A 23,583-nucleotide genomic window follows, 5' to 3' on the forward strand; every position below is an offset into this window, starting at 1 on the left:
GTGCAAAAATAGTTACCCAAGGATGTTGCCGAACTACCGGATAACCTCAAAGGAAATGATCCTTCCGTTTGATTCCAATCCTCACTCTCACTTGTTAAAATTTAGGTACATAAACTATGGTCAGGTTGGCGGTGAAGATAGGATGCAACGTATTCAGGTACATCCCGATGTGTTGGACGAGAAAGCTCGATTGGTCCAGCAGAAGAAACAGGAACTGGAGCGAATGGTCTGGGAACTGGAGAAATCCATCTATATGTTGCAATCCGATTGGTCGGGTGTGACCGGAGAGCGTTTCTTCTGGGATTTTATGCAGGTAAAAGAAGTGTTTCCGACTACATTGAAACGGTTGAATGATATTCAGGAGTATTTTCACAATGTAGCGAAAAATTTTAGGACAACTGATGGCTCAGGTGAATCTGTTTTGAGGATTCCAGAAGAACTGGAACCAAGCTTCACTGTTGGATTGATCAACAAATTCATCGGAGAAACAGTGACGGGAATGGGCCAGACAGCAGAAGCGTTCTTCGATAACCCGTTCAGTACAATAGGCAGTGTGGCATATGCCATGACCGTGGGCAAAGTTGTAGACGTTGGGCGTGGTATACAGTTTGCATGGGATACCGCCTGGGGCACGGGAACAGCGAGGTCTGATATAGAGCAATTTGTAGAAGAGCAGAAGAAACAGATCGATGAGAGTGGTGCAGGGTATTACGGTGGAGCGATGACAGGACAGGCCCTGGCGTATGTTTTGTTTGGCAGAGCTTTTCGTTCGAAGGACGACATTGGGTCGGGCGGAGGAAAGCCGGAGAAAGCTAATGGAGAGCCAAGTAAAGGCAGCAAGATTAGCAGTTCAAAAGAGGTTGAAATTATCAATCAAAGGGGCGAGTCCCTAGGAGAATTCGATGAAATTGATTTGAATAAAGGTATATTTTATGAAGATAAATCTGCTCAAGGTCTTAATAAGGTTAATCCCAAAACTGGGTTACCAGCACAGACCCCACAAGAATTCGCAGACAAACAGATCTTTACTAAAACAAGTAACCGTATTTTCGCTTTAGAGAACGCTACTTCAACAAGGACAACTGTTAATGGATCGCAGGAGATACCCACACTAGACGATATAAAGGGAATAAAAGAATTCATTTTTAGACTAGACGGTGATACACCTGAATTGAGACAATCTGTCGATAACAGCATAAAGAAATTAAAAAAAGAGTTCCCGGATTACAAATTTAGTGCAAATTTTGGAGGGGATTAAGGAATGTCTATCAGTGCCGTGATACTTGAACCACAGAATGATTTTGAAAAGAGTTTTTTTGTTCCAGTTGCAACAGAATCTTTTTTTAAGGATTGCTGGACACCCGCTGTTGAAGTATTAGATTTAAAATGGATAGATCTCTTCTCAACTGGTGTTGATGTAGAAGGGGAAGATGTGCCGATGATTATTGAGGAACTACTTCTGGTGAAGGAATGGGCTGTAAAGAATTTAAATGATGAGCAAAGGGATAAAATAGTCGAAAGAATAGAGGGACTTCGAGAAAAGTTGCCACTTGCATTTCAAAGACAGGACGTAATTGTTTTTATAGGGTAAAGGATCATATTTTAGGAGTTACAACGAATTATGAGAGTGTGAGGAGGAGTAGACATTGGCGAGGAGTATTGAAATAATGGGGACATCTCCTGATGCAAAGGTATGGATTGAGGAAGATTGGTTTTATAGCTTAGAAGATATGAAAAAGATAAAATCTTCCTACAATGATAATTGGTGCTACATCGATCCCAAAAGCCTTTAAACGAAACCTCACAACTGAATTACAAGATAAATAATGCATAAAAGCACTTCTACCAGACAAACGTAGAGGTGCTTCTTACTATTAAAAACCTAGGAGAACAAATTGCTATGATTTTAAAGAAACGATTTGTAATGATTGGATGCTGTATTGGCTTAGCATTATTACTTGTTCTAACCTATAGCTTTTATAAAGAAAAAAGAATGGTATGAACAGTATCTAACGATGAATGTATGACAAGATATGATTGATACGAAAAGTGCGATTATAGATAATGATATTTTATTCGACCAAATACTTAAGAATGAGAAAATAACTAACGAGATGGTTGAGGATGGAGAACAAGCCAGCCAGCTCTATTACAACTTTACAAATATGACGCAGATTATAGATAAGTATAACTTGATGAATTTCAGTGAAGAAGCTAACTGGCTGGTAAAACCCGCATCTTTATTCACAAACGTTCTAGGTCAAGATGATGTAATGCCACCTACACTTCACCGCATGCGAATGACGTTCGAGAGACTGGACATAACCAGTTATCCTGTAACACCTGAACTTAAAGCCAGGATCGAGGAGTATCAGCAGTTAAATCATCGATGGCTCAACATTGTTGGGGATTTTGAATCCAAGGAAACTAACGAGAAGGATTGGCCCCAAATCTTGAATGATCTGGAGCAAGAGACCCAAGCTTATTTTAGTGAAAAAAAGTTTGATTTCGTGGATGATGACGTTTGGAGAGATGCTTTGAATCCAAGGTACGAATGATGAAGAAGAGTGCTCCTGCCGTTCATAGGCAATAGAGAGTGCTCTTTTTTATATACAAACAACTAATGAATTTTTCCCCATGCTGGACGATAATAGAGTAGAGACCATATTTACCAATACCATGAATCTAATGATATCACTTACATATCCACAACCATCCTACACCCACACGAGGTACATTCATGAAACAAGGCATATATGAACAGCTTATAACACCATCACCAGGCAGGAGATTTCGGCGCTGGACCCGGATGTGTATAACATTGGGACTGAGAAGCTGGATGCAGAGGAAGCACGCAAGCTGCTGTCCACGTATTTGGCGGAGGTGACCCGGCGAGCGCTCAAGATTGTGCGGGAACAGACGGAAGATAAGACGGCAGTGTTGGCGCAGATCCGAACGTGTAATGAGATTATTGCTACCCTGAAAGGCGTTGGGGGAAGAAGAGTACAACGAATTACAACTGGATGAGCAGGGGAGAAGTGCTGACTCATGTGTTATAATAAACCTGTTAGTTGTTATTCCATTTACTTGTGCAGGAGGAATATTTTGATGATAGTTTGCTGTGAAAATTGTTTTAACTATGAACCCTTTAAAAAACATATTCAAGAAAAAGGGATAATTGATAACTGTTCATTTTGTACATCTCAAGGTGTTCGAACACTTGATGTTCAAGATAGCTTTTTTGATGAAAATATGTTCATTTTTGCTCATAAATTTAGAGCGAATGATTCAGGCTTTGAACTAGAAAGGTTTTTTACCAAACAAATCGACCTATTAAGTTTAGCTTTATCACCAACAGCTGCGAAAGAACTAATATACAAATTATTTCGCGAATCCATAGGTAGAGAATTGCTGGATGGGAAATTTAGCGTCAAGTTAGAGGGCGATATAATTAACAATTGGAATACCTTCAAAGAAAATATTAAACATGGTAATCGGTTTGGTTTCGGAATTGATGCTAACTTAAAGGAGTCTCTTATTGAAATACTCCAAACTAATGAAATGCATTTAAACGGAGAAGAAACCCTTTTTCGTGCGAGACTTGGTAAGGCAGTAAATGCGCATGGTAGTGCACCATATGAAGGCGACCAAATCATGAATCCTCCCAAACACTTGGCTTCTGAGGGAAGAATCAATCCAAAGGGGATCCCCTATCTATATTTAGCTGAAAACTTAGAAACTGCAATTGCAGAAGTAAGACCTTATAAAGGAAAAGAAGTTTCCGTTGCTACTGTGAAAATTGAAGATAATATCCGTATCTCTTCATTTAACAACAATACATTCTATGGCAAGACACTTTTTAAGCAATATCAGCTTTATTCATTAACTAATATAGTAAACATGGAACTCTCTAAGCCTGTAGAAGAAGAAACAAAATATTTTAATTATATACCTACTCAATATGTTGCTGAGTTAAAAAACATCTTAAATTTGAAGGTCTGGCATACGGTAGTGCATTAGGAAATGGGAAAAATTACTGTTTATTTAATCAAGAGAAGGCTTCATGGGTAAATAGCCGTTTGTATAGAACTAAACAAATTCATATTGAGTACGAACCTGTAGATAGTTGGGATGACTTTATCTAGTTGGGACTTTAACTTTAAACATCAAAAAAATACATAGAAATCAAATGTAGTTGTGGTGCTGTAATGGTTAAACATAAGAATAAAAATGGGGTGGAATTTTGGGGATGTAGCAGCTACCCTACTTGTAGAAAAACGAAAGCTATCTGAATATGTCTAAATGACGTAAAAACAAAGGCAAAGCAACCCAGTTAAACGGTTGCTTTGCCTTGTTTCTAATTTGTTCTGTAACTCTTTAGTATCTCTTTTAGAATGTTCCTAGATAATTGGATATTATCTAAAGATGCATCTCTCAACATGTCCACTATTTCTTGAATCATGATATCCGTCTCTGTTAATTCAATTTCATCATTCACATAAGCAAAAAGTTGAGAAACATTTACATCCAACGCCTCTGCAATTTTACCAAGATTAATTAAAGAAACGTTCTTCTCTCCACGTTCAACTTGTCCAATGTATGTAAAATGGAATCCACCTTTTTCTCCAAGTGCCTCCTGTGATAGTCCCTTATCTTTCCTTAAAACTTTAATTCGTGCACCGACTAATTTTAAAATTTTTCTATCTTCCAAACTATGCACCCCCTATATGTAAAAGTGTAGACAAGATTATAGGGGCTAAACACGACCATTTAGATCGTATAATTTTCAAGAATTATATCTTTGAGTATTTATATTGCTGTATAATACTGGTATTAACTCTTTGGAGGGATGACAATGGCAAGAAATTGGTCCATAACTGGAGCACATTGTAATCACCAAGTAGATTTTACCCCACGTTTGCAAGACCATGATATCTCCACACAACCTAGATCCAAACATATTCCTGCTTACCATATGCTACGTACCACAATAAAGGCCTATCACCAACATGCTAAGTATCATTTGAAACTTGCCGTCATCATGTGTAATCACAATCAGTTTAAAGCCTGCCTGATTCTATGTGATTGGGTTCTAGCCTCCATGATTAAGGCGCTTTATATCCATAAGTATCATTCAATGCATCCACCCAAGGAACTCACCATGAACGAAATTTTGCCTCTAGTGCATACTGACACTGAACCCGGATTGGATATTGCCTTGTTTGTCGGCACGATACAACATATGTCATCTTTGGAGGACTGTCCATATGATCAGCCACTAAAACCAAACAACATTGAAAGGCTTATTCAACGAACGGAAGAGATATTAGATGATTTATCTGCACGTTTGATGAAGGATTCATCAGAGTAAGATTTATTTTTTAAGTGGCTTCTTAGGGTTAAATGCTAGAGTAATCTATGTTACGCTTACAAGATGACATCATCCAAATAAAGGATATATGATGCAGAGAATACAAAGGATGCTCTTGCTTTGCATCTGGAAAGTAGGTGTACATTTTGAAAAGAGTAATTGCTATCGCGTTTTTAATATTATCTATATTGGAATTGGTTACTTTAATCCTAATCGGTAAAAGTATGATGCATGGGTATATGGAACCGAGTACGTTTAGAGGGATGATTTCATTTCCACTATGCGCTACGTACCTCTCGATCTGGATGTTCTTTTCACGGCAAGAGTTTACCGGAGGACGAGTCGCGGCACAGATTAGTTTTACAGCGGCATTGTTGACGGCGTGCCCGTTGGTGTGTTTGTTAATTATTTTCTATTAAATCAACCCTTCCCTCCCCTCCCCATAGCAACTTGTATAATATAAAAAGGGAAATTATGGATCGAGGCTCGGAAACATCAACAGTGAAAGGATGTTATACCACATGCCTACATACAACAAATTGGTGCGGGACAAGATTCGGCATATTATCACATCCAGCGGTAAGGAAAGCCGCACACGCATTCTGGACCCGGAGGAGTATAAGCAAGAGTTAAGAACGAAGCTGCAAGAAGAATCGGATGAGTATGTAAAAGCAGCAAGCGATCAGGAAGCGCTGGAAGAATTGGCAGACATGCTCGAAGTGATTCGGGCGCTGGCGGAGGTGCATGGTGCGAATGCGGGGCAGCTGGATAAGCTACGGGCAGACAAAGCCGAGGCGCGCGGTGGATTCCAGCAACGGGTGTATCTGATCGATGTCGACGAAGCTTAACGTTAAACTCATTATAGATAACTTGGCAGACGAACTGATTGCCCGGATGCAGCATGCATCCGGGATCTATATTATGACGTCCTTTATCATGCAGTCCGGGGTGAAACTACTGGCCCCGCACTTAAAGCGGGCGGCGGAGAGTGGGGCCGGGGTGCGGATGCTCGCGGGAGATTATTTGTATATCACTCAGCCGGAAGGACTACGGGCGCTCTGTGAGGTTGATCCACGAATTGAGACACGTTTGTGGCGAAGTATGGGTACTTCTTTTCACCCGAAAGCTTATCTGTTCGATGCCGATTGTATAAAAACCATAATCGCTTGATACAAAAACCTCAAAAAATTCTCATCGCCAAACTGATCAAAATAACCCGCATAGCGGCGATCCGTCGTATAGGCTTCTGCGATACACCTCAGAATCTCAGCATCACAGCTCATAAATTGCTCCAGACAACTCTTCCATTCACGTACTAACGCTTGCACCTCACTAGAAGCAGGGGACCGATCCTGATGTTTCGCCAATTCCCGAAACACCTGCTCCATGTTGGCCGAGAACTGCTGATAGGCTTTTTCTTGCTCTTCCGCAGACAGCTCGCTCACATTAGCTTCAAATTCCTGATATTTCTTGGTATCTCCATATACAAACTTCGCTTCAGATTCATATTGTTCTTGAATGGACAGAATGGAAGAGTCGTCAAACAGATGAAGATGAGAGATATCTTTCCCATCTACATACTCATCCAATTGATGGATGATGGTTTCGAGCTTTTGTTTGCGTTGAACGAGTGTGCTGCGGTGCTCTCTTAGGATATCTTTTTGTTCTTCTTTGGAAAGTTGCATCATGGCCGCAATGTCTTTCAATGGGAAATTCATTTCTTTGAACAAGAGAATCATTTGTAGATTCCCGAGTGCCTCTTGATCGTAATACCGATAGCCATTGTCCTCGACTTTGCTCGGTTTCAATAGATCCGTTTTATCGTAATAATGTAATGCGCGTTTGGTGATGCCTGTAATCTGAATGATATCTTTAACGGTTAAATAGGGTGTCTTCATTCCAAAAGTCCTTTGTTTCAGCAAGAATGACACTTGCCGGAGTGATGGTGGCTTCGGTAATCGGTGTACCTGTTTTGTTCAGATAATATTGGATTAAGTGATAACCGCAGGCATAGCCAGCCGCATAGGGCATACCTACTGGCGTGAAGTTTTGCAATCTTGCAAGTTCATCGCCGTATAGATACGGATTGATCTGGTCAAAACCGGTGACATGCAGCTGGTCTTTCATTTTTGGCTTGATAACGTTATTCAAAGTCTCCAGTTCAGTTTTGGCTACCCATGGGCCTAGCAACTCTTCTCCATACAGGGATGTCGCAAAACTCTCGGCCAACCCCTCGCTAACCACCACCTCCCCAAGCGTAATCTGTGGACTCCACTGGATATATTGATATCTCACATTATGATTGCACTCATGGGCCAACACCGATTGCATACGAGGTAGAGTATACCCATTGGGGATCAGGTTCGCAATAATATAACCCGGGATTCCACCATCTCCGCTGATGCCTTCGTTCATATTGAGTGAAGGGCTATTCTTGTCGCCTAATAAAATCGTATATAAATATTCGGAGACCGATAGTTCAATCCCGTGATCTGTAAAGGTCGATAGACTCCTACGAACAGCTTCATGACACTGTTGCCAAAATGCTTCAGACGAAATCGCTGCTAACGATTCGTTAATCTCGGTCGTGATATCTGCGGGAGCGATATTCATAAAGTTATTCATCATGATCACATCGAAGCCGTGAGGCTCTTGAGATCGAAACGGGATCTGTTGAATGTTCCATTTGTTCATGAATGGACCCATCATTCGCTCGCGGTATAACTCCAATTTCTCATCGGGTACAGCCTGGATTATCTCTTCATAGATTTGATCTGAACGTAAAGCGGTAATCTTCATCCTTAATCTCTCCTTCATGTAAGCTTGAGATCATTATCAAGTATGACCTAACGTAACAGTCAAGCGTTGATGTCACGCTGCTGGCTCTCTGAATGATTCTTCATCTTCATAGTGAATATCAGACCAGACAGGATATAGATCAAGCTTAACAAGAGATAAGGAAGTTGGAGCGAGAATACACGATCAAAAGTCGTTTCACTAACTCGCACCAATAGCCCGCCGAGAAGCGTACCGATGGCACTAATGCCAAAGGACAAAAAGCGAAACACACCTCCGACCCGGCCAAGTATCTCATTAGGAACGGAACGTTGCAGGATGGAGGAACGGGTAACATTGTAGACAATAATGAAAAATGCAGCACAGAAGTACAGTCCACCTACCATATACGCATTTGTAGTTAGACCCACCACACCGTAGATGATTCCCATGCACAGAATGGAGGAAATAATCAATTGTTTTGTACTCCATCTCTTACGCATATAAGCAACAGCCTGGCTCCCCACGATGCTACCGATTGTTGCAATGGAGATGAGAATACCGAATGCAAAAGCATCCAACTGAAGCACATCTCGTACAAAGAAGATCTGAGTAGCCAGGATGATTGAATACATCAGCGTAATGGTGACAGATAGAATGGCTAGTCCGCGGAGAAAACGATCATGATAGACATAACGAATACCAGCCCACATCTCTCGTTTCCAATTTTTCATCGGACGAACTTCCTTCTTGGTTGTTTCCATATCCCCTGGATAGAAGTTTCCCTTCAAACAAATTAAAAAGAGCAGAGCAATAACAGCCGTTACGGCGTCAATGGCAAAAGGAAAAACAATATGCAGGGTTATGATAAACCCTCCCAGAGCAACGCCCAGAATATCACTCGTGATTAACTGTCCGGCGGTGAACTGCCCATTTGCTTTTTCCAACTTACTCTCATCTACCAGTTGAGGGATGATCGTCTGCACCGTACTGTCGAATACGACTCGGCTAAGGCCAATTCCAAACATGAACAGAGCCAGAATCGGAATGCTCACCCATCCTACCCAGATGCATAACGTCAGAGCAAGCAGAAGGATCATTCGTGTAAAGCCTGCCCCAACCAGCATATGTTTCCGTGAGTATCGGTCGATGAGAACACCCACGGGTAAACTGAATAGCAGCCAGGGCAAACGAAGTGCCGTCATCGTGACAGAGGCATACAGCGTATCGCTCGTTAGTGTTGATATGAGCCAAGGAACCGCAGCAAGCGTAAGTCCATCCCCCAAAAAAGTAAGCGAAAATGCACCGAATAACTTGGTATAGTTCGACTTGATTTTCATCATTCCCTCCACCAACAAGATGTAAAGCATAGCTATAATAAGAATGGGAAATAATGTGTTTTCACTTAATAACAATTTAAGTTATTGCAAAATGGATTTCAATCCTATTTTTACAATAAATAACTTCACAAAACGCTTACAAACTTTCAATTCTACCCTACCTTTTCCGCTGTGAAGCTGAGATAATGGGAGAGGAATAAGGCATGAAACAGATGCGACAACCATGTTCACCAACAGCCCAAAAATAAAAGCTGCACATCCATAGGAGGATTATTAATGACGACACAACCATTGAATCTGATCCAATCCACAGAGGGCCAAGCGTTGCTTGCCCAAATGTATGGACAATCACAAGTAGAGGAACAGACTGCACGGTACACGAAGCTGAACGCAACGTTCGAAGAATACTTTGGCCCGCAAGAAGGAAGCAAGTTGTTCAGCGCGGCAGGACGCAGCGAGATTGGCGGCAATCACACGGATCATAACCATGGTAAAGTGCTGGCGGGCAGCATTACGCTGGATACACTTGCGGTGGCTGCGCCAACGGCAGAATCAGTTATTACTTTTTATTCGGAAGGCTACGACAAGAAATATGTAATCGATCTCACAGATCTGACGCCAAATACGGAAGACGATGGCACAACAGCATTGATTCGCGGTATGGCTGCGGGATTCGGAGAGTTTGGACACCAGGTTGGCGGCTTCCAAGCGTACATCTCCAGTAACGTATTCTCGGCATCAGGACTCAGTTCATCGGCGTCATTCGAGATGCTGATCTGTACGATTTTGAATCACTTTTATAATGATGGAGCACTGGATGTTGTAACCTTGGCCAAAATCGGTCAGTATGCGGAGAATCATTATTGGAACAAACCTTCCGGTCTGCTGGATCAGATGGCTTGTGCGTACGGCGGTCTCATTGCTATTGATTTTGAAAACCCTGCACAGCCTGTCATTGAACCTGTTCAGTGGGATTTCCAACAAAATGGCTACTCATTGGTCATTGTGAATACAGGTGGTAACCACGCCGATCTGACGGAAGATTACGCTGCTGTGCCATATGAGATGAGAGCGGTTGCTCAGGCGCTGGGCAGTGAGTATGTTCGGGAAATTACAGCAGACGCAATCTATGCCAACCTTAAGAAGATTCGTGAAGCTGCTGGGGATCGTGCCGTGCTGCGTGCGCTTCATTTCCTGGAGGAAAACAATCGTGTCGATGGTCAGGTACAGGCGTTGCGGGATGGACGGTTTGCTGATTTCTTGAAACTGATTACGGCGTCTGGTAACTCGTCATGGAAGTGGCTGCAGAATGTATATCAGAGTGGTGCTGTGAAGGAACAGGAGATTGGCATCGCGCTAGCACTGACCGAGAATTATCTGCAAAACCTGGGTGATGGTGCTTGTCGGATTCATGGTGGTGGATTCGCAGGAGTTATTCTGACGATCCTTCCGAACGAAAAAGTAGAAGAGTATATGTCATGGATGCACGACATGTTGGATACACCGATTATTGTTGTTAATGTGCGTGCACAGGGTGCGGTATGTCTGAATGCATTAATCGCTAACGCGGGCTAAAAAGCATCAGATAAATAGTTCTAGCATGATTCAACGAAGTCCGGGCCATGTCCGGGCTTTTTGGGTTGTTCATTTTTGATAAAAGTCCAAACTTTGAAGGGGCGTAATGTGTTATTTAAGTAGTGATGATGGTTCGATTAGGTGAGAGGCTGTATCTCAATAATGTTCTCATGGGAGGAAGGATCAGATGATTACACCTACAGTGGCTGAGCAGGAAGAGACTCAATTATACGAGGAGTTGCGGCGCTCGATCGATAAATTCGAAGAGGGCGAGCAGCGGCAAATAGTGCTCAATCGGATGATTAAACAGCTAAGATTGGCCAAGTGGCGCAAAGATCGAATGCGTAAGATCGATGCATACTGTCAAAGAATAAAGCCCGCAACACTTTGGATCATATTAGCCACAGGAGCACTTGCACCAGTCTTGTTGTTTAGTATGTTCATCTGGGTATCGTTGTGGGTGGAATGAAGCTGTAGTAGAGGGATAACAATATGAAGTTAATAAAAAGAATCGTTAACCATCGGATTATCGTATTCCGACTGTAACGATTCTCTGAACTATCTTTAGGGTTAGTGGGACATTTGTGTAGACTTACCGTCTAAAGATTGCACTTGTCCCTGGATATACTGGTGGTAATCGCGGAAGCTGCTGATGTGATGCAAAGAATCGGAGTTCTCAGACTGAATCTTAATTTTACCGTCCTGAGGCAGATTTTTCATCTCAGCAATGACGGATTTGGAACCTTGGATGTCACCGGACATGTCCTGAATTCGCTGTAATAGTGCTGGATGCCCTTCGTGCTGGAGCATCTCAGCGAGGGGTCTCATTTCCTCCAACTTTTGGCTCGACCGTTCAAGTGTGGTCATCACTTTGTCTCCATCTGTACTTGCGCTAAGTGAAACCATTCGGTGAATATGATCTTTCTCCATACGCTCAAGCGCCTCAAGATGGGAAGCTTCCAGTCGTTTGGGATCGCTCCAGCTCTCCGACCGAACGGTGTCATTCTGTTGCTGGGAAGCATTGTTCGCAGTGCCATTACCACAGCCCCATAACAGAGTTGAGCAAGTTAACATGGCTCCAACGGCGATGATACTTTTTAACCTCATGCTGTCACTCCTTCGATAATTTTCCTGAAGGTAGTATGAGCTATAATATCCAAAATCATGCTTCATCTTGTGATAAGAATGGAGAAAATGACCCAAATAATTAAAGTTACGATCGTAACGGTATGTATGGGGTGAGAAGCATTATGAATCTTTATACTAATAACATATGGCGCTGGACCATCAATCTTCTATATCCTGCCATTATCTTTGTCTTCCAGAGCTGGGGACCGATATTGGATTCTTGGACAGGTCCTATTTTGTTCGTCGCGGTGTTCTGCTTTCTGTGGAGCGATGTAAAAGACATGTTCCTCTCGACTGGATTGACATGGTTTATTGCCATCCCGTGTTGGTGGTATTGGATTGAACGTCCGAAACCATCGTTCGGTGCAGAGCATTTTGAAGCACATCTATGGCTAATTGTACTTATGTATATTGTCTTTGTGCTCATTCCCCAGACCTTAATCCTGACTACTCGGTTGCGGGTAATGGATTATATTAGGGGGAAGCAGATATGAGTCGCATCAAAAGAATCAACAAGCCATACTTCATCTTCCTCATCTGGAACATACTTATGATCGGCGCTGTACGTGGATTAACCTTCCAGCATGAGCCTGGTAGAGGCGTGTCTGGTAACGGTAACCTGGGACTTCTGGTGTTATTCCCATCTCTTCTGACCTTCCTGATTCTATGTATCTGGACGACAACTTTGTCCAAATGGTGGTTATATGATCAGCGTCAGCGCTGGGGAGGGAAGGTGCATGCTTTTGTACCCTTGGTTGCTCTCCTACTGTGTGTGTTGTCAGTCTTTCTGGAGTTACGCATCATCGATGACTTACGCATGCAACTTAATGGATTTACGAATGATCCAAATTCGGCAGTATACCGTTTTGGTTGGCTGAATCAATATACGAACACACTGTTTTACAACGTTCCGATCCTGCTGTTCGGCCTGTCTTTCTCCATATTGGCAGGCTGGCTTATGGAATGGAAACTTCGCAGTCATAGATCCGCATGATCCGATCTACAAACGAACGACATCCATCTACATAAACATCCCTTATCCGGCTCCAGACGGACAAAGGGATGTTTCGCGTTCTTGCTATACTTTCCGTTTATATTTCCCTGTATACGGGATGGTGAGATGGATTTTCAGATCTTGAATCGAGTCTTCGGTAAGCATCATCTTGCTGCCATTGTTGGATAACTTACGCCAGAGTTTCGGATTCTTACGATACAGCTTCTCCTGAAGACCGTAAATATCCACACCACGCTCAAGGCCGTGACGATAGGTCTGCATGATCTGCTCGCGCAATTTCACTTCACTAATCTGGATCATCTCTTCATACGAGGTGGGCACCAGGTATTCGTACAGGGCAGTGAGGTATTGGGCATCAATATTGAACGTAACGTCTTCACCCTGAATGACAGGTTTAATTTTGATCTTTGGTAATCCTACACTGAGTGCTCCATAGATCGTTCCATCCTTCTGCACAAGCAAGGGAGCCCGCCGCATGTCCTTGATTAACCAATGATAACCGGGAAGCTGACTGCGTGGAAAGTATTCAAAGTCATAGCCAGTCTTCTCGAAAAAGGCCCCTTCCACCAGAAACAAATCATGTTTCTTCTCATTCTCAGCCCACTGGGTATTGTTCAAGGCAAGACTCGGCAGATACGTTGTTGTAGCCGGATCATTATGTGTTGCAATGAGCTTGAAGCTAAGCACAGGCGGGTATAACGATTCTTCCATGTACGTGGGGAGTGGATTGTGAAGAATGCTGTCCAGTGGCGACATATTATAGATGGACGTTGCACTCAGGATTTTCTCCAGAGGCTCTCGTGTTCCATACACCCAGGTTGTATAACGGGATTCTGGAAACCGTCCCAGCATGTCGAACACATCTTTGATGTGTTTGCTAGTCAGCACACCTTCGGCCATAACGATGGCTGTCACATGCCCCCAAGCCATGTGTAATTGAGCCGTACGGAACAGTTCGTTTAGCGCCAGACTCATGGTTTTCCCCTCGGCATGTCCGACCCATACAGGCGGTGTATCTGCACTTTTGGTTGAACTTTCACTTTTGGCGACACTGGCAAAATCCAGCGTTTGTACATACAGATGATACATGCCGTCCTTATAATCAATCCCAAAGGCTTTGGCGTAGTCTACCTGTTGAATCTCAAAGGCACTCCAGCATCCACTCGTCATCACACACATCGATAGGCTTAACAGACCCAGCAGATATCGCTGTAACAAGTGTTTCATCGTCCGTTTCCTTTCTTACGCGGTTCTTGAGTCTCAAGATAGACGGGTCTTCGTTTACCTAACCCCTTTGGCAGTTTGAATAATGAAGCTATCGCTTGTTTGAAATGAAGTGGTGTTAACGGCGTGAGATATGGAATGCCAAATGATTTGAGATCGGTCAGGTAGATGAGGAACAGAATCAACGACAGGATGAAGCCATAGATACCGAGGGAAGCTCCCAAGACAAAACAAAGGAACCGCAGGATCAGCACAGAACTGGTCATGACCTGATTCACAATGGTTGCTCCAGCTACGACGGTAACTGCGATGATGACAATCATGAGTGGAGAGACCATGCCGGCTCGAATGGCGGAATCTCCGATAATCAGACCTCCAACGACAGTTAATGTCTGGCCGATGGCACTTGGCAAACGTACCCCTGCCTCACGGAACAGCTCCATCAGCAGCATAATGAGAAACATCTCCATTCCCGATTCCATCGGAAGTCCCATGCGTCCAACCGAGATCGTCGCGACTAGTGGAAAGGGGATCTGATCCATATGAAAGGATGTCAGCGCAATATAGAATCCGGGCAGGAACACGGTGATCATCAGGCCAAGAAAGCGCAGCATCCGCCCTACGTTGACAGCTAAGAAGGGAAAGCTGGCATCTTCCGGTGATTTGAGCAGAAGAAACAGATTGACTGGCCCAATAATGGCGCTGGGATTGCCGTCGACAATGAGGATAAAACGTCCGTTCAGGAGACATTCTGCAGCAAAGTCAGGCCTGCCCGTATAATGGGTGACGGGAAACAAAGTAATTTTCGAAGGTGACAGCAATTCTTCCAGTTCATTGGCGGTCAAGATGCGTTCGGTCTCAATCTTACGCAATCGATCCTGGACGTCTTCGATCAGATCCGGATTGGCGATATTCTTGATATACATCAATGCCACTTTGGTTGCAGAACGTGAACCGATCAGTTCGATATTGCAGGCCAGTTGGTTCGTACGCAGTCGGGTGCGTATCAAGGCAACATTGACGGCAAGTGGTTCAATGAACCCATCTCTTGCCCCGCGGATCGAAACTTCGGTGGTGGATTCCTCCGGTGTCCGAGTAGGGAGGTTAGATATATCAATACTCCACATGGTTTGCAGGGAAGGAATACAGATCAACATATGGCCTTCAAAAACACGGAGAGACATCAGTTCAGTTCCAAATGCCGGATCTTGCAGATCCATTCGGGTCCAATCTAGGCTGATGCACTTTTCAATGTCGGATGTACGGACAAAGTGTGTATTTTCATATGTTCGTTTGAGTTCCGGGAGAATAATATCGTAGATTGCTTCACTATCTACCATACCGCTGCAATAGGTCATAAGGAGTTGCATTGGAGGTTCTCCGAACATATGACTATTGATGATGACATCATCAGATCCGGCAAAAAAGGTGTTCAGGTTATGCTCGTTCATTCGGAACGGTTCAACTTCACGATCATTCTTGGGTTGGGATGAGATCGGCACGTTCGGGAGCCTCCTTGTCTTTTTTGTGGATTAATGCAGCAATGGTTAATATCACGGTAACGATTGAGACATAGGCCAGCATGACCGGGAACTGAATATGATCCACGTAATAGTCCACGTAATCAATGCGCCACCATTGCATCGCCATAAAGCTCATGATGACGGTAATGATGAGAATCGCGATATATCGTTTCTTCGGTCTGCGGAAATTCAGAAGATCCACGATAAGATACATGGATATGGCGACCCTTGCGAAGGAACCACTTAGCCACTGATAGATGGACAGAAAATCAACGTGTTGCAATAGTTTTCCAATATTCACAAGTTTCCATTGCTCATAGGGACTGTTTCGTTGTTTGGCTGCTTCTTCGGGACCGAATTCGACGATGGCTCCGATCGTGGGTCCGATCGCCATACTGAGCATGAAAACGCCGAGGATCAGAATATACCACCACCGAATTTTGCCTTTGATTTCATGCTGGAACAACATAAGAATCCAGATTTCCATAAGCCCGGCAAGAGAGTAGATCATGCCCCGCCAGACGGGCCCCATGCCGTTCTCCATAATCGGGAACAATAGACTGTAGTCTTTATATTTCATATTGGCGGACATTACAAAATAACCAAGCAAAATGACAAAGGGCAGCAGCAGACTGGAAGTCATCGCAATGGAGCGTATGCCTTTAGCCGCTGCCCACGCGGCAACCAGTGCCCCGCCACCAGCCAGAACGTAAGGTGGCGTGAATTGAAGATATGTGGACACGGTCCAGTTAGTTGTCTCATACAACGTATGTGTGCCAAGCGTGAACAGTAGAATGGAAGCGGAGATCCGGAAGATCCATGAAGGAACAGCACCGAATTCTCGCGTAATCCAATCTGTTAATCGCTGTCCACGTACACGCCGAATAATGATGTACATCATACATAGAAACAACATGAAAAAAGGGCCAGCCGCCACGACAGACAACCATCCATCCCTGCCTGCTGCTTCGAGAATTCCTGGAATGGACAAGACATGGCAGACCAATCCGGCACTTAATAAAATGATGGAAAAGGACAACCAGATGGTAATCTGACCTTTTTCACGACTCATGCGAATCCTCCTTTCCAATGAAGGAAGTTTCCGTTAGGTTGTACAGCATACAGGAAGTTGATTCCTTTTTCAGATTTTTTCACAGAAAGCTGCAACCGATATGGACGGACTCAGCAGAAAGCTTTAACATACAGATATAGCAATGTCGAAGACAAGCACTGAGCGAAGCATAGAGAAATAGGGAGGAAACCTACGATGACAATAACGACTAAGGCACCTGGAGAGACAAAAGTTGGCTTTATTGGTACAGGCGTGATGGGTAAAAGCATGGCTGGGCACATCCAGAGAGCAGGGTATCCGCTGCATGTGTACACGCGAACTGCTGCCAAAGCAGAAGCATTGGTGAAGGAAGGTGCCGTATGGCATGACACACCAGGCAAACTGGCTGCCGCGTGTGATGTAATCATCACGATGGTGGGGTATCCGAAGGATGTGGAGGAGATTTATCTCGGTGAGGATGGGCTCGTAGCCAATGCCAAACCGGGTTCATATCTGATTGATATGACGACCTCAAGTCCGTTACTGGCTGCACGAATCTTTGAAGCTGCGGAAGCCAAAGGACTGCATGCACTGGACGCACCTGTGTCGGGCGGTGATATCGGAGCGCAGAACGCCAAGCTGTCCATTATGGTTGGGGGTAGTTCGGAGGCCTTTGAAGCTGTGCGTCCGCTGTTTGAGCAGATGGGCACCAACATTGTGCTGCAAGGCAAGGCGGGAGCCGGGCAGCATACCAAAATGTGCAACCAGATTGCCATTGCCTCTGGCATGATGGGCGTATGCGAAGCACTTGCCTATGCCAAGACGTCTGGTCTGGACGCGGAGACCGTGCTGAAGAGCATTGCTACCGGTGCAGCCGGAAGCTGGTCGCTCAGCAATCTTGGTCCGCGCATGATCGCAGGCGATTATGAGCCTGGATTCTATGTGAAGCATTTTATCAAAGACATGGGAATTGCACTGGAGTCTGCAAAAGCGATGGGTATGAAAACGCCCGGGCTGGCTCTGGCCGAATCCCTGTATCAGGAAATAGCGAATAATGGTCTGGATGAAAAAGGTACACAGGTACTCTACACCTATTATCTTCAGGCTTAACATCCAAGAGAACAGCAGCGTATTCTTTTTCTATCCAGGAAAGGTTGCGCTGTTTTTTTCAATTTTGCGGCTTGGTTATGCGTCTAAAGTCACGGAATTGGTTAAATGTTCATATGTACTTTGCATAATGGAGAGATTTTGATCGTTTTCCCCTTTATTTTTACCGCGCTTTATCCGACATAAGTAATAGAAGTTTACATAATGAATGTGTCAAAGGATGTTATTCCTCCTGTAATGGTCACCCGTAACCCACACTATAATAGAACGGAGCTTGCCCATGTTCAAGAAAATCCTGTCTCTGTTCAAGACACAACCAGAACTTGCGAACCAGATTACAGCCTCCGCTTCAGCGTTACCATCAACGACAACCATTCCCCCGCGTATGGTCCGTAGTAAGCGCAAGAAAAAAGCGGAAGGGGATTGGACACGTCAGCCTGAGGAGCCTAGTACAGCAGATCAGCTGATAGGTCTTCCAAGTCAATATAAAGTGCTGAACGACCTGCTCGTTACCAATCCGAAGTCACGCTCCGGTTATTCGCAGATTGATCATGTCGTGATCGGCCCTCGGGCAATCTTTGTGATCGAAACCCGAAATCTGACGACAGGTGAGATTCGCGGCGGACGAAGAGAGGCCAATTGGTCGGTCAGCAGCAGCCGGGTCAAAATGTACAATCCACTCATGCAGCATCGTGCACATGTGGAAGCCATCCATGCACACCTCGGAGACTACAAAAGAGTACGCCTTGTCTCCATGGTGACTTTCACCAACCGTTGCCGCATCAGTGTTGATCCTGCTGTGAGATATGTGAATTCAGATGAACTGATCATCTACGATCATGAATTGGTGGAAACGATTCAGCGCAAGACAGAACGACTTGAGACAGAGGTTCCCGAAACCGTATTTCAAGAGAAGGATATCCAGGCGATCTACGCTCTGTTATCATCGGTCAATTCCACCGATCCTCAGATTCGGTCAGAGCATATGGAGAAGGCTAAAGGGATCAAATAATTATGCTTCACGAACACTGTTGTCCATACGGGCGGCAGTGTTTTTGTGTTGCGGTGGTAGTTAATGTGCGAGTAGTAAAAGGCTTAAGACACAGGTATATCGTCGTATACAACCGATTTTTAACTTATGATAGAATGTAGACCATGTCCAATTGTGTGAATCAAGCATGTTATATGAAAGGATATTTTTGTAAGTAAGTGTTCAAGTCTTGGAGCAGAGGTTAATGGCTCTCAGGAATATACATAGGATAGGGGAAGATTATGCGATGAAATGGAATTATACGATAAAGACGTTCACAGTTATGCTTGGTTTGGCAGCGATTCTGACAGCTTGTGGTGGCGGAGCGAAGGAGACGTCATCGCCGGAGTCTGCTTCCGGTACAGAAGTTGCTTCATCAGAAACAAGCAGCTCGAATGCTGCCGTAACAGAAACTGCAGCAACCGGTTCGAATGGGAGTGAGGAGACAGGTTCAGCCGCAAAAGAATCTTCTTCAGCCGACGACGGCAAGATTGGAAAGGACTCCACACTGGAAGAATTGAAGCAGCAGTATGCCGATAAACTCGGTTATATCCGTATCCCGCTTACAGATCATCCAGTACGTCGGGTTAGTGAGGAAGGTTCAAAAAATATTAATGTAGCCAACTACAGCGATGCCGTTGTGGACATGAATGCAGGGGTGCCAATTCACTCTGATTCGCAGCGGTTGATTGATGATGCCTTTCCTTTTTTTACAACCGTACAAGCACCTGACGAATCTTATATAACTTGGGAAGAAGCAACCAATCTGGAGCGTGCCATGGTGAAAACACTGTTTATCGCGCGTGAAGGCCTGCTAATTACCGAAGATGCGATGAAAAATAAGGATTATAACAGTACAACGTTCCAGGACTCCAAAGATTTTTTCAGCATTACCGCGAAATTTGAATCTATGGCGCCTGTCGCACAACATCCGCGTGACATTACGTTGAGTACGTTATACGATAAAGCTCGCACGTCGTGGGGCAAGCTTGCTGCGATGGACCCGGAGCAGGATGAAGCGGCGTTTGCCGAGATGTACAAGACGACGAGAACCGATGCCAATAATGCCATGGGGTTGCTTAATGTTCTGTTGTCTACCAATGAGGAAGAACGGATCAAAGAGATTTACGGGGAATAAAAAAGCCGTGATCCAGAGTTAATCTGGAACATCCCGGTAACATGTCTGGATCACATGCCTTCAAACTCTGACTACCGATTGAAGCGGGGTCAGGGTTTTTCTGGTTTTTTCCAATAGGTGTATGATATGTTTTTAGGAGTAAGAGATGTACGGAATATAGGTGAGGTGTGTAAAAGATGTGGTGGATGAACTTTTGTAAACGCTTTAAATTTAAAACGAAGCTAATCTTGTTTTTATCTACCGCAACGGTCTTAATCTCCGGAATCACAGGGTTGATCACCTATCGCATCCATATCGACCTGTTTAATGAAGAGGTCAGTCGCCAGTATAGTCTTACCGCAGAGCAGATTCTTGCACGTCTAGATTCCAGGGTACACGACATGTATAAAGTCACCGATTATATCACACTGAATCCCTCCGTAAAAAATGCCATCAAAGCACAGACCTCTGGCATCTCGTCCTATGATCAGATGAAGCTAGAAGATGAACTGGATGATCAGTTGTATCAGGTAAGGCTGGATGCACCGGAGATCATGGGGCTCCGCATATATGACCTGAAGGAAAACATATTTAATCTCGGCGCCTTTGCCGGCTCATTTCAACAGATGGACCCTTCCTATCTGGCAGAGATGGTTCATAGACTGGAAGGAACGGGCGGCGAATATGGTTGGAATCGTTTGGGGCCGGATGCCTTCTTGCAGGAGGAACAATCCAATTGGATTCTGGCGGGACGATTAATGCGGTCTGTTGATCTGGAGACCTATGGCGTCATGTTAATTCTGTTTAACACCTCGTTGTTCGAATCGTATCTCAAAGATCTGCGACTGAATGAGGAAGTTGCTGTCTACTTGTTTGACGCAGATGGTGAGCTTCTTTATGCCTTTCATAATCAGGATGCGGATCCACCACCACTTACCGAGCTAAGCCTAGGGGCGACGGAGATCAGGGACGAGCAGGGAACAACCCAATTGTATACGAAGCAAACGTCAGACAAAGCGGGCTTCACCCTGGTCAGCAAGGTCTCACTCGCTCAGATTCAGAACAAGGGGAAGATCATTGTAAAAGTTGCTGTGTTCTCTGCGGTAGCCAGCATATTATGCTCCTGGTTCATCATTACCGTAATTAGCGGCAGACTGTTACGTCCACTTGCGAGTCTAGTCAACGCGATGAAAAGAGTGCGTGATGGACAGTTCGATACACGGGTACGGATCGAGACACGGGATGAGCTCGGTTTCATCGGTGAACGATTCAATGCAATGGCTTCCCGGATTGATACGCTTATACATGAAGTGTACGAGCGGGAACTCAGTGAAAAAGAAGCTGAACTCAAAGCTATTCAGGCCCAGCTGAATCCCCATTTTCTGTATAACACGCTGAGCATGTTTTTTTGGAAGTTCTATATGCTTGGTGATGAGAAATCGGCTCGCCTGGTCACTGCCTTGTCCGAGATGCTGCAGTATACGCTGGAACCCGTGCAGCAACTGACGACCGTGCAGGATGAGATGAAGCAAATAGATCACTACCTGCAGATTCAGCAGGCCCGGTATCAGGAAGCCTTGTCGATTGAAATTGCCGTTCCTGCTGAATTGCTTCACTGTCAGGTGATCCGACTGTTGCTTCAGCCCATCGTGGAGAATGTTTTTGTTCATGCCTTCTCGGACAAAAGGAACAACCGCCATCTGGAAATTCGTGGCTCGCGGCAAAACGGGCATGAAGGAGAGCTGGATCTGCTCATCATTGAAATTTCAGATAACGGCTGCGGCATGCACGCATCGGTCATTGAACACATTATGACGCCAGTGGCACATGCGGATGAGGAACGTCAGCACATTGGCATGCGGAGTGTACTTCGAAGAATTGAGTTGATTCACGGTGAACCCTACGGTGTACAGATCGAGTCGACTGTGGGAGAGGGTACGCTAGTACGTCTTCGTTTGCCTTATCAGATCGGTGAGGACTCATGCCGAGAAATTCAGGTGACTGAGAGGAGTAGGTTCTGTTGAGTGGACGTATGCTCGTAGTGGATGATGAAGCGTTATTTCGTCAGGGTCTGATTCATCTGGTTCGCAATAACCCCCTCGGTTGGGAGGTCGTCGGGGAAGCGGCCGATGGAGAAGAAGCGATACAGGCTGTACACAGCTGCACACCCGATCTGATCATTACGGATATCAACATGCCTGTGATGGATGGTCTAGATTTGGCCGAACGCATACACGAGAGTGGACTGGACATTATGATTATCATTTTGACAGGTTATCGTGAGTTCGAATATGCACAGCGTGCCATCCGGTATGGGGCAATTGAATTTTTGTTAAAGCCTTTCTCGCTTGATGAAGCATGTCAGGTGTTGCAAAAGGCACATGAACGATATCGCCGAAAACAGTCCGACATTCGGATCAGGGAACAATACAGCCAAGTGGACCGTACCGAGAGACTGCGAGAGGAACTGACTTCACTGGTGCTCCATCATCAATTCGGAGCGATAATGAATCGGATCGAGATATTGCTGGAAGAAGCGTCCGGGATGAGCTTGTCACAAGGCAAAGCGGAGATTCATATGCTTATGAAGGTCATGATGGACTTACTGGTACAACAGCTTCAGCCTCAGGAATCCGGTGGTATGGACTCAACTGCCCCAGACCCACTGCTCTGGATTCATACCATACCTGAAGTCATCGCTTGGGCCAGATGCAAGAGCGAAGAGTGGGTGGATATGCTGATGCGGCTAACTCAGGAACAGCAGGATCATGTCGTTACACGTGTTATACAGTATATTGAAATGAACTATTCCAGCACATGCACGTTGCAGGCCGTGGCTGCCCATGTTCATGTGACACCCAACTACTTGAGCCATTTGTTCAAAAAAGAAACAGGACAAGGCTTCAGTCAATATGTCAGCAAGCGCCGAATTGATAAGGCGAAGCTGCTGCTGCACAGCACTCGGCAGAGCATGGCAGATATCGCGGAACTGACCGGGTTCGATAACTCCAGTTATTTTACAACCGTATTCAAACAGATGACGGGGGTATCGCCCCGCGAATACCGCAAGCAAGTAGCCAAGTGAAGTGCCCGGTAGCAATCCTCCTTGAACTGCTGCAGGGTCACAATTAAAGAGAAGCCTCCTCTTAATATCTGTTCGTTTCCAAGTTCAACCCCACCATGTGGGGTTATTTTTGCGTAGAAAATTATAAAAGGATCGTTAAATAACAAATGTTTACGCTTACATTTTTATCTAAAATACAACTATAGTACATCAACAGCAGAGAGGAGTGATGGATGTGAAGGGGGAACTGACCGCAGGTCCGC

The 23,583-nt window shown here is 44.6% G+C and carries 25 protein-coding genes and 1 pseudogene; 18 read left to right on the top strand and 8 right to left on the bottom strand.

Features of this window, described 5'->3' with window-relative positions; genetic code table 11:
- Positions 1-142 precede the first annotated feature (142 nt).
- The 6 genes and pseudogenes from MKY92_RS04850 to MKY92_RS04875 all read left to right on the top strand — a co-directional run bounded on the left by MKY92_RS04850 (position 143) and on the right by MKY92_RS04875 (position 4,292).
- On the top strand, positions 143-1,258 hold the full coding sequence (locus MKY92_RS04850) for a WXG100 family type VII secretion target (protein WP_339299443.1): 1,116 nt from the start codon (positions 143-145) through the stop codon (positions 1,256-1,258).
- A 3-nt stretch (positions 1,259-1,261) separates the two neighbouring features.
- Positions 1,262-1,591, top strand: coding sequence for a hypothetical protein (locus MKY92_RS04855; RefSeq protein WP_339299444.1), 330 nt, complete (start codon positions 1,262-1,264; stop codon positions 1,589-1,591).
- A gap of 442 nt (positions 1,592-2,033) precedes the next feature.
- Complete coding sequence (locus tag MKY92_RS04860) at positions 2,034-2,558, top strand: hypothetical protein (protein ID WP_339299446.1); 525 nt, start codon at positions 2,034-2,036, stop codon at positions 2,556-2,558.
- A gap of 182 nt (positions 2,559-2,740) precedes the next feature.
- Positions 2,741-3,034: pseudogene (locus MKY92_RS04865) on the top strand (hypothetical protein); the annotation flags it as partial.
- Between the two features lie 74 nt (positions 3,035-3,108).
- Entirely contained in the window at positions 3,109-4,020 is a 912-nt protein-coding gene (locus MKY92_RS04870) for an RES family NAD+ phosphorylase (protein ID WP_339301684.1), read from the top strand.
- Between the two features lie 164 nt (positions 4,021-4,184).
- Positions 4,185-4,292: a topoisomerase DNA-binding C4 zinc finger domain-containing protein gene (locus MKY92_RS04875; protein WP_339301686.1), complete on the top strand. Its 108-nt coding sequence runs from the start codon at positions 4,185-4,187 to the stop codon at positions 4,290-4,292.
- 65 nt (positions 4,293-4,357) lie between these two features.
- On the opposite strand, the gene MKY92_RS04880 is transcribed toward MKY92_RS04875, so the two are convergent.
- On the bottom strand, positions 4,358-4,711 hold the full coding sequence (locus tag MKY92_RS04880; protein WP_339299448.1) for a helix-turn-helix transcriptional regulator: 354 nt from the start codon (positions 4,709-4,711) through the stop codon (positions 4,358-4,360).
- Positions 4,712-4,855: 144 nt separating this feature from the next.
- Between MKY92_RS04880 and MKY92_RS04885 the strand changes: the two genes are divergently transcribed.
- The 3 genes from MKY92_RS04885 to MKY92_RS04895 all read left to right on the top strand — a co-directional run bounded on the left by MKY92_RS04885 (position 4,856) and on the right by MKY92_RS04895 (position 6,541).
- Complete coding sequence (locus tag MKY92_RS04885) at positions 4,856-5,371, top strand: hypothetical protein (RefSeq protein WP_339299449.1); 516 nt, start codon at positions 4,856-4,858, stop codon at positions 5,369-5,371.
- A 521-nt stretch (positions 5,372-5,892) separates the two neighbouring features.
- On the top strand, positions 5,893-6,219 hold the full coding sequence (locus MKY92_RS04890) for a nucleoside triphosphate pyrophosphohydrolase (protein WP_339299450.1): 327 nt from the start codon (positions 5,893-5,895) through the stop codon (positions 6,217-6,219).
- Positions 6,203-6,541 (top strand): hypothetical protein, encoded by a 339-nt coding sequence (locus MKY92_RS04895; protein ID WP_253505881.1) that lies wholly within the window; start codon positions 6,203-6,205, stop codon positions 6,539-6,541. Before MKY92_RS04890 ends, MKY92_RS04895 begins: the two co-directional genes overlap by 17 nt.
- Here the strand turns inward: MKY92_RS04895 and MKY92_RS04900 are convergent.
- Genes MKY92_RS04900 through MKY92_RS04910 form a run of 3 tightly spaced genes read right to left on the bottom strand, consistent with a single transcriptional unit; the run spans position 6,499 to position 9,489 of the window.
- Positions 6,499-7,269: a MerR family transcriptional regulator gene (locus MKY92_RS04900; RefSeq protein ID WP_339299451.1), complete on the bottom strand. Its 771-nt coding sequence runs from the start codon at positions 7,267-7,269 to the stop codon at positions 6,499-6,501. The two genes, MKY92_RS04895 and MKY92_RS04900, sit on opposite strands and share 43 nt — an antisense overlap.
- Positions 7,244-8,170: a DUF2268 domain-containing protein gene (locus tag MKY92_RS04905; protein ID WP_339299452.1), complete on the bottom strand. Its 927-nt coding sequence runs from the start codon at positions 8,168-8,170 to the stop codon at positions 7,244-7,246. Before MKY92_RS04905 ends, MKY92_RS04900 begins: the two co-directional genes overlap by 26 nt.
- Before the next feature lie 59 nt (positions 8,171-8,229).
- Complete coding sequence (locus MKY92_RS04910) at positions 8,230-9,489, bottom strand: MFS transporter (RefSeq protein ID WP_339299453.1); 1,260 nt, start codon at positions 9,487-9,489, stop codon at positions 8,230-8,232.
- A 273-nt stretch (positions 9,490-9,762) separates the two neighbouring features.
- On the opposite strand from MKY92_RS04910, the gene MKY92_RS04915 reads away from it, so the two are divergent.
- Together MKY92_RS04915 and MKY92_RS04920 are read left to right on the top strand one after the other, a co-directional pair.
- Positions 9,763-11,061 (top strand): galactokinase family protein, encoded by a 1,299-nt coding sequence (locus tag MKY92_RS04915; protein WP_339299454.1) that lies wholly within the window; start codon positions 9,763-9,765, stop codon positions 11,059-11,061.
- Positions 11,062-11,248: 187 nt separating this feature from the next.
- Complete coding sequence (locus tag MKY92_RS04920; protein WP_339299455.1) at positions 11,249-11,530, top strand: hypothetical protein; 282 nt, start codon at positions 11,249-11,251, stop codon at positions 11,528-11,530.
- 101 nt (positions 11,531-11,631) lie between these two features.
- On the opposite strand, the gene MKY92_RS04925 is transcribed toward MKY92_RS04920, so the two are convergent.
- On the bottom strand, positions 11,632-12,168 hold the full coding sequence (locus MKY92_RS04925) for a hypothetical protein (protein ID WP_339299457.1): 537 nt from the start codon (positions 12,166-12,168) through the stop codon (positions 11,632-11,634).
- A 143-nt stretch (positions 12,169-12,311) separates the two neighbouring features.
- On the opposite strand from MKY92_RS04925, the gene MKY92_RS04930 reads away from it, so the two are divergent.
- The gene (locus tag MKY92_RS04930; RefSeq protein WP_339299459.1) at positions 12,312-12,683 is read left to right on the top strand and encodes a hypothetical protein; all 372 of its coding nucleotides are present in this window, start codon (positions 12,312-12,314) and stop codon (positions 12,681-12,683) included.
- Positions 12,680-13,183, top strand: a complete 504-nt coding sequence (locus tag MKY92_RS04935) for a hypothetical protein (RefSeq protein WP_339299461.1) — start codon at positions 12,680-12,682, stop codon at positions 13,181-13,183. The genes MKY92_RS04930 and MKY92_RS04935 overlap by 4 nt, the downstream gene beginning before the upstream one ends.
- 84 nt (positions 13,184-13,267) lie before the next feature.
- On the opposite strand, the gene MKY92_RS04940 is transcribed toward MKY92_RS04935, so the two are convergent.
- From MKY92_RS04940 to MKY92_RS04950, 3 genes are read right to left on the bottom strand one after another with little or no spacing between them, the layout of a single operon-like run.
- On the bottom strand, positions 13,268-14,431 hold the full coding sequence (locus tag MKY92_RS04940) for a Ger(x)C family spore germination protein (protein WP_339299463.1): 1,164 nt from the start codon (positions 14,429-14,431) through the stop codon (positions 13,268-13,270).
- The gene (locus MKY92_RS04945) at positions 14,428-15,930 is read right to left on the bottom strand and encodes a spore germination protein (protein ID WP_339299465.1); all 1,503 of its coding nucleotides are present in this window, start codon (positions 15,928-15,930) and stop codon (positions 14,428-14,430) included. Before MKY92_RS04945 ends, MKY92_RS04940 begins: the two co-directional genes overlap by 4 nt.
- The gene (locus MKY92_RS04950; protein ID WP_339299467.1) at positions 15,902-17,023 is read right to left on the bottom strand and encodes an endospore germination permease; all 1,122 of its coding nucleotides are present in this window, start codon (positions 17,021-17,023) and stop codon (positions 15,902-15,904) included. The genes MKY92_RS04945 and MKY92_RS04950 overlap by 29 nt, the downstream gene beginning before the upstream one ends.
- 195 nt (positions 17,024-17,218) lie before the next feature.
- Between MKY92_RS04950 and MKY92_RS04955 the strand changes: the two genes are divergently transcribed.
- The 5 genes from MKY92_RS04955 (at position 17,219) to MKY92_RS04975 (ending at position 23,341) form a co-directional block, all read left to right on the top strand.
- A complete protein-coding gene (locus MKY92_RS04955) occupies positions 17,219-18,112 on the top strand; it encodes an NAD(P)-dependent oxidoreductase (protein ID WP_237176786.1) in 894 nt (297 codons plus the stop codon).
- 277 nt (positions 18,113-18,389) lie between these two features.
- Positions 18,390-19,121, top strand: coding sequence for a nuclease-related domain-containing protein (locus MKY92_RS04960; protein WP_017690394.1), 732 nt, complete (start codon positions 18,390-18,392; stop codon positions 19,119-19,121).
- Between the two features lie 265 nt (positions 19,122-19,386).
- A complete protein-coding gene (locus MKY92_RS04965) occupies positions 19,387-20,277 on the top strand; it encodes a hypothetical protein (protein ID WP_339299469.1) in 891 nt (296 codons plus the stop codon).
- Positions 20,278-20,504: 227 nt separating this feature from the next.
- Positions 20,505-22,280, top strand: a complete 1,776-nt coding sequence (locus MKY92_RS04970) for a sensor histidine kinase (RefSeq protein ID WP_339299471.1) — start codon at positions 20,505-20,507, stop codon at positions 22,278-22,280.
- Entirely contained in the window at positions 22,277-23,341 is a 1,065-nt protein-coding gene (locus MKY92_RS04975) for a response regulator (protein ID WP_339299472.1), read from the top strand. The genes MKY92_RS04970 and MKY92_RS04975 overlap by 4 nt, the downstream gene beginning before the upstream one ends.
- Positions 23,342-23,583: the final 242 nt, after the last annotated feature.

The sequence above is a fragment of the Paenibacillus sp. FSL R5-0623 genome (assembly GCF_037974265.1).
Classification (GTDB): domain Bacteria; phylum Bacillota; class Bacilli; order Paenibacillales; family Paenibacillaceae; genus Paenibacillus.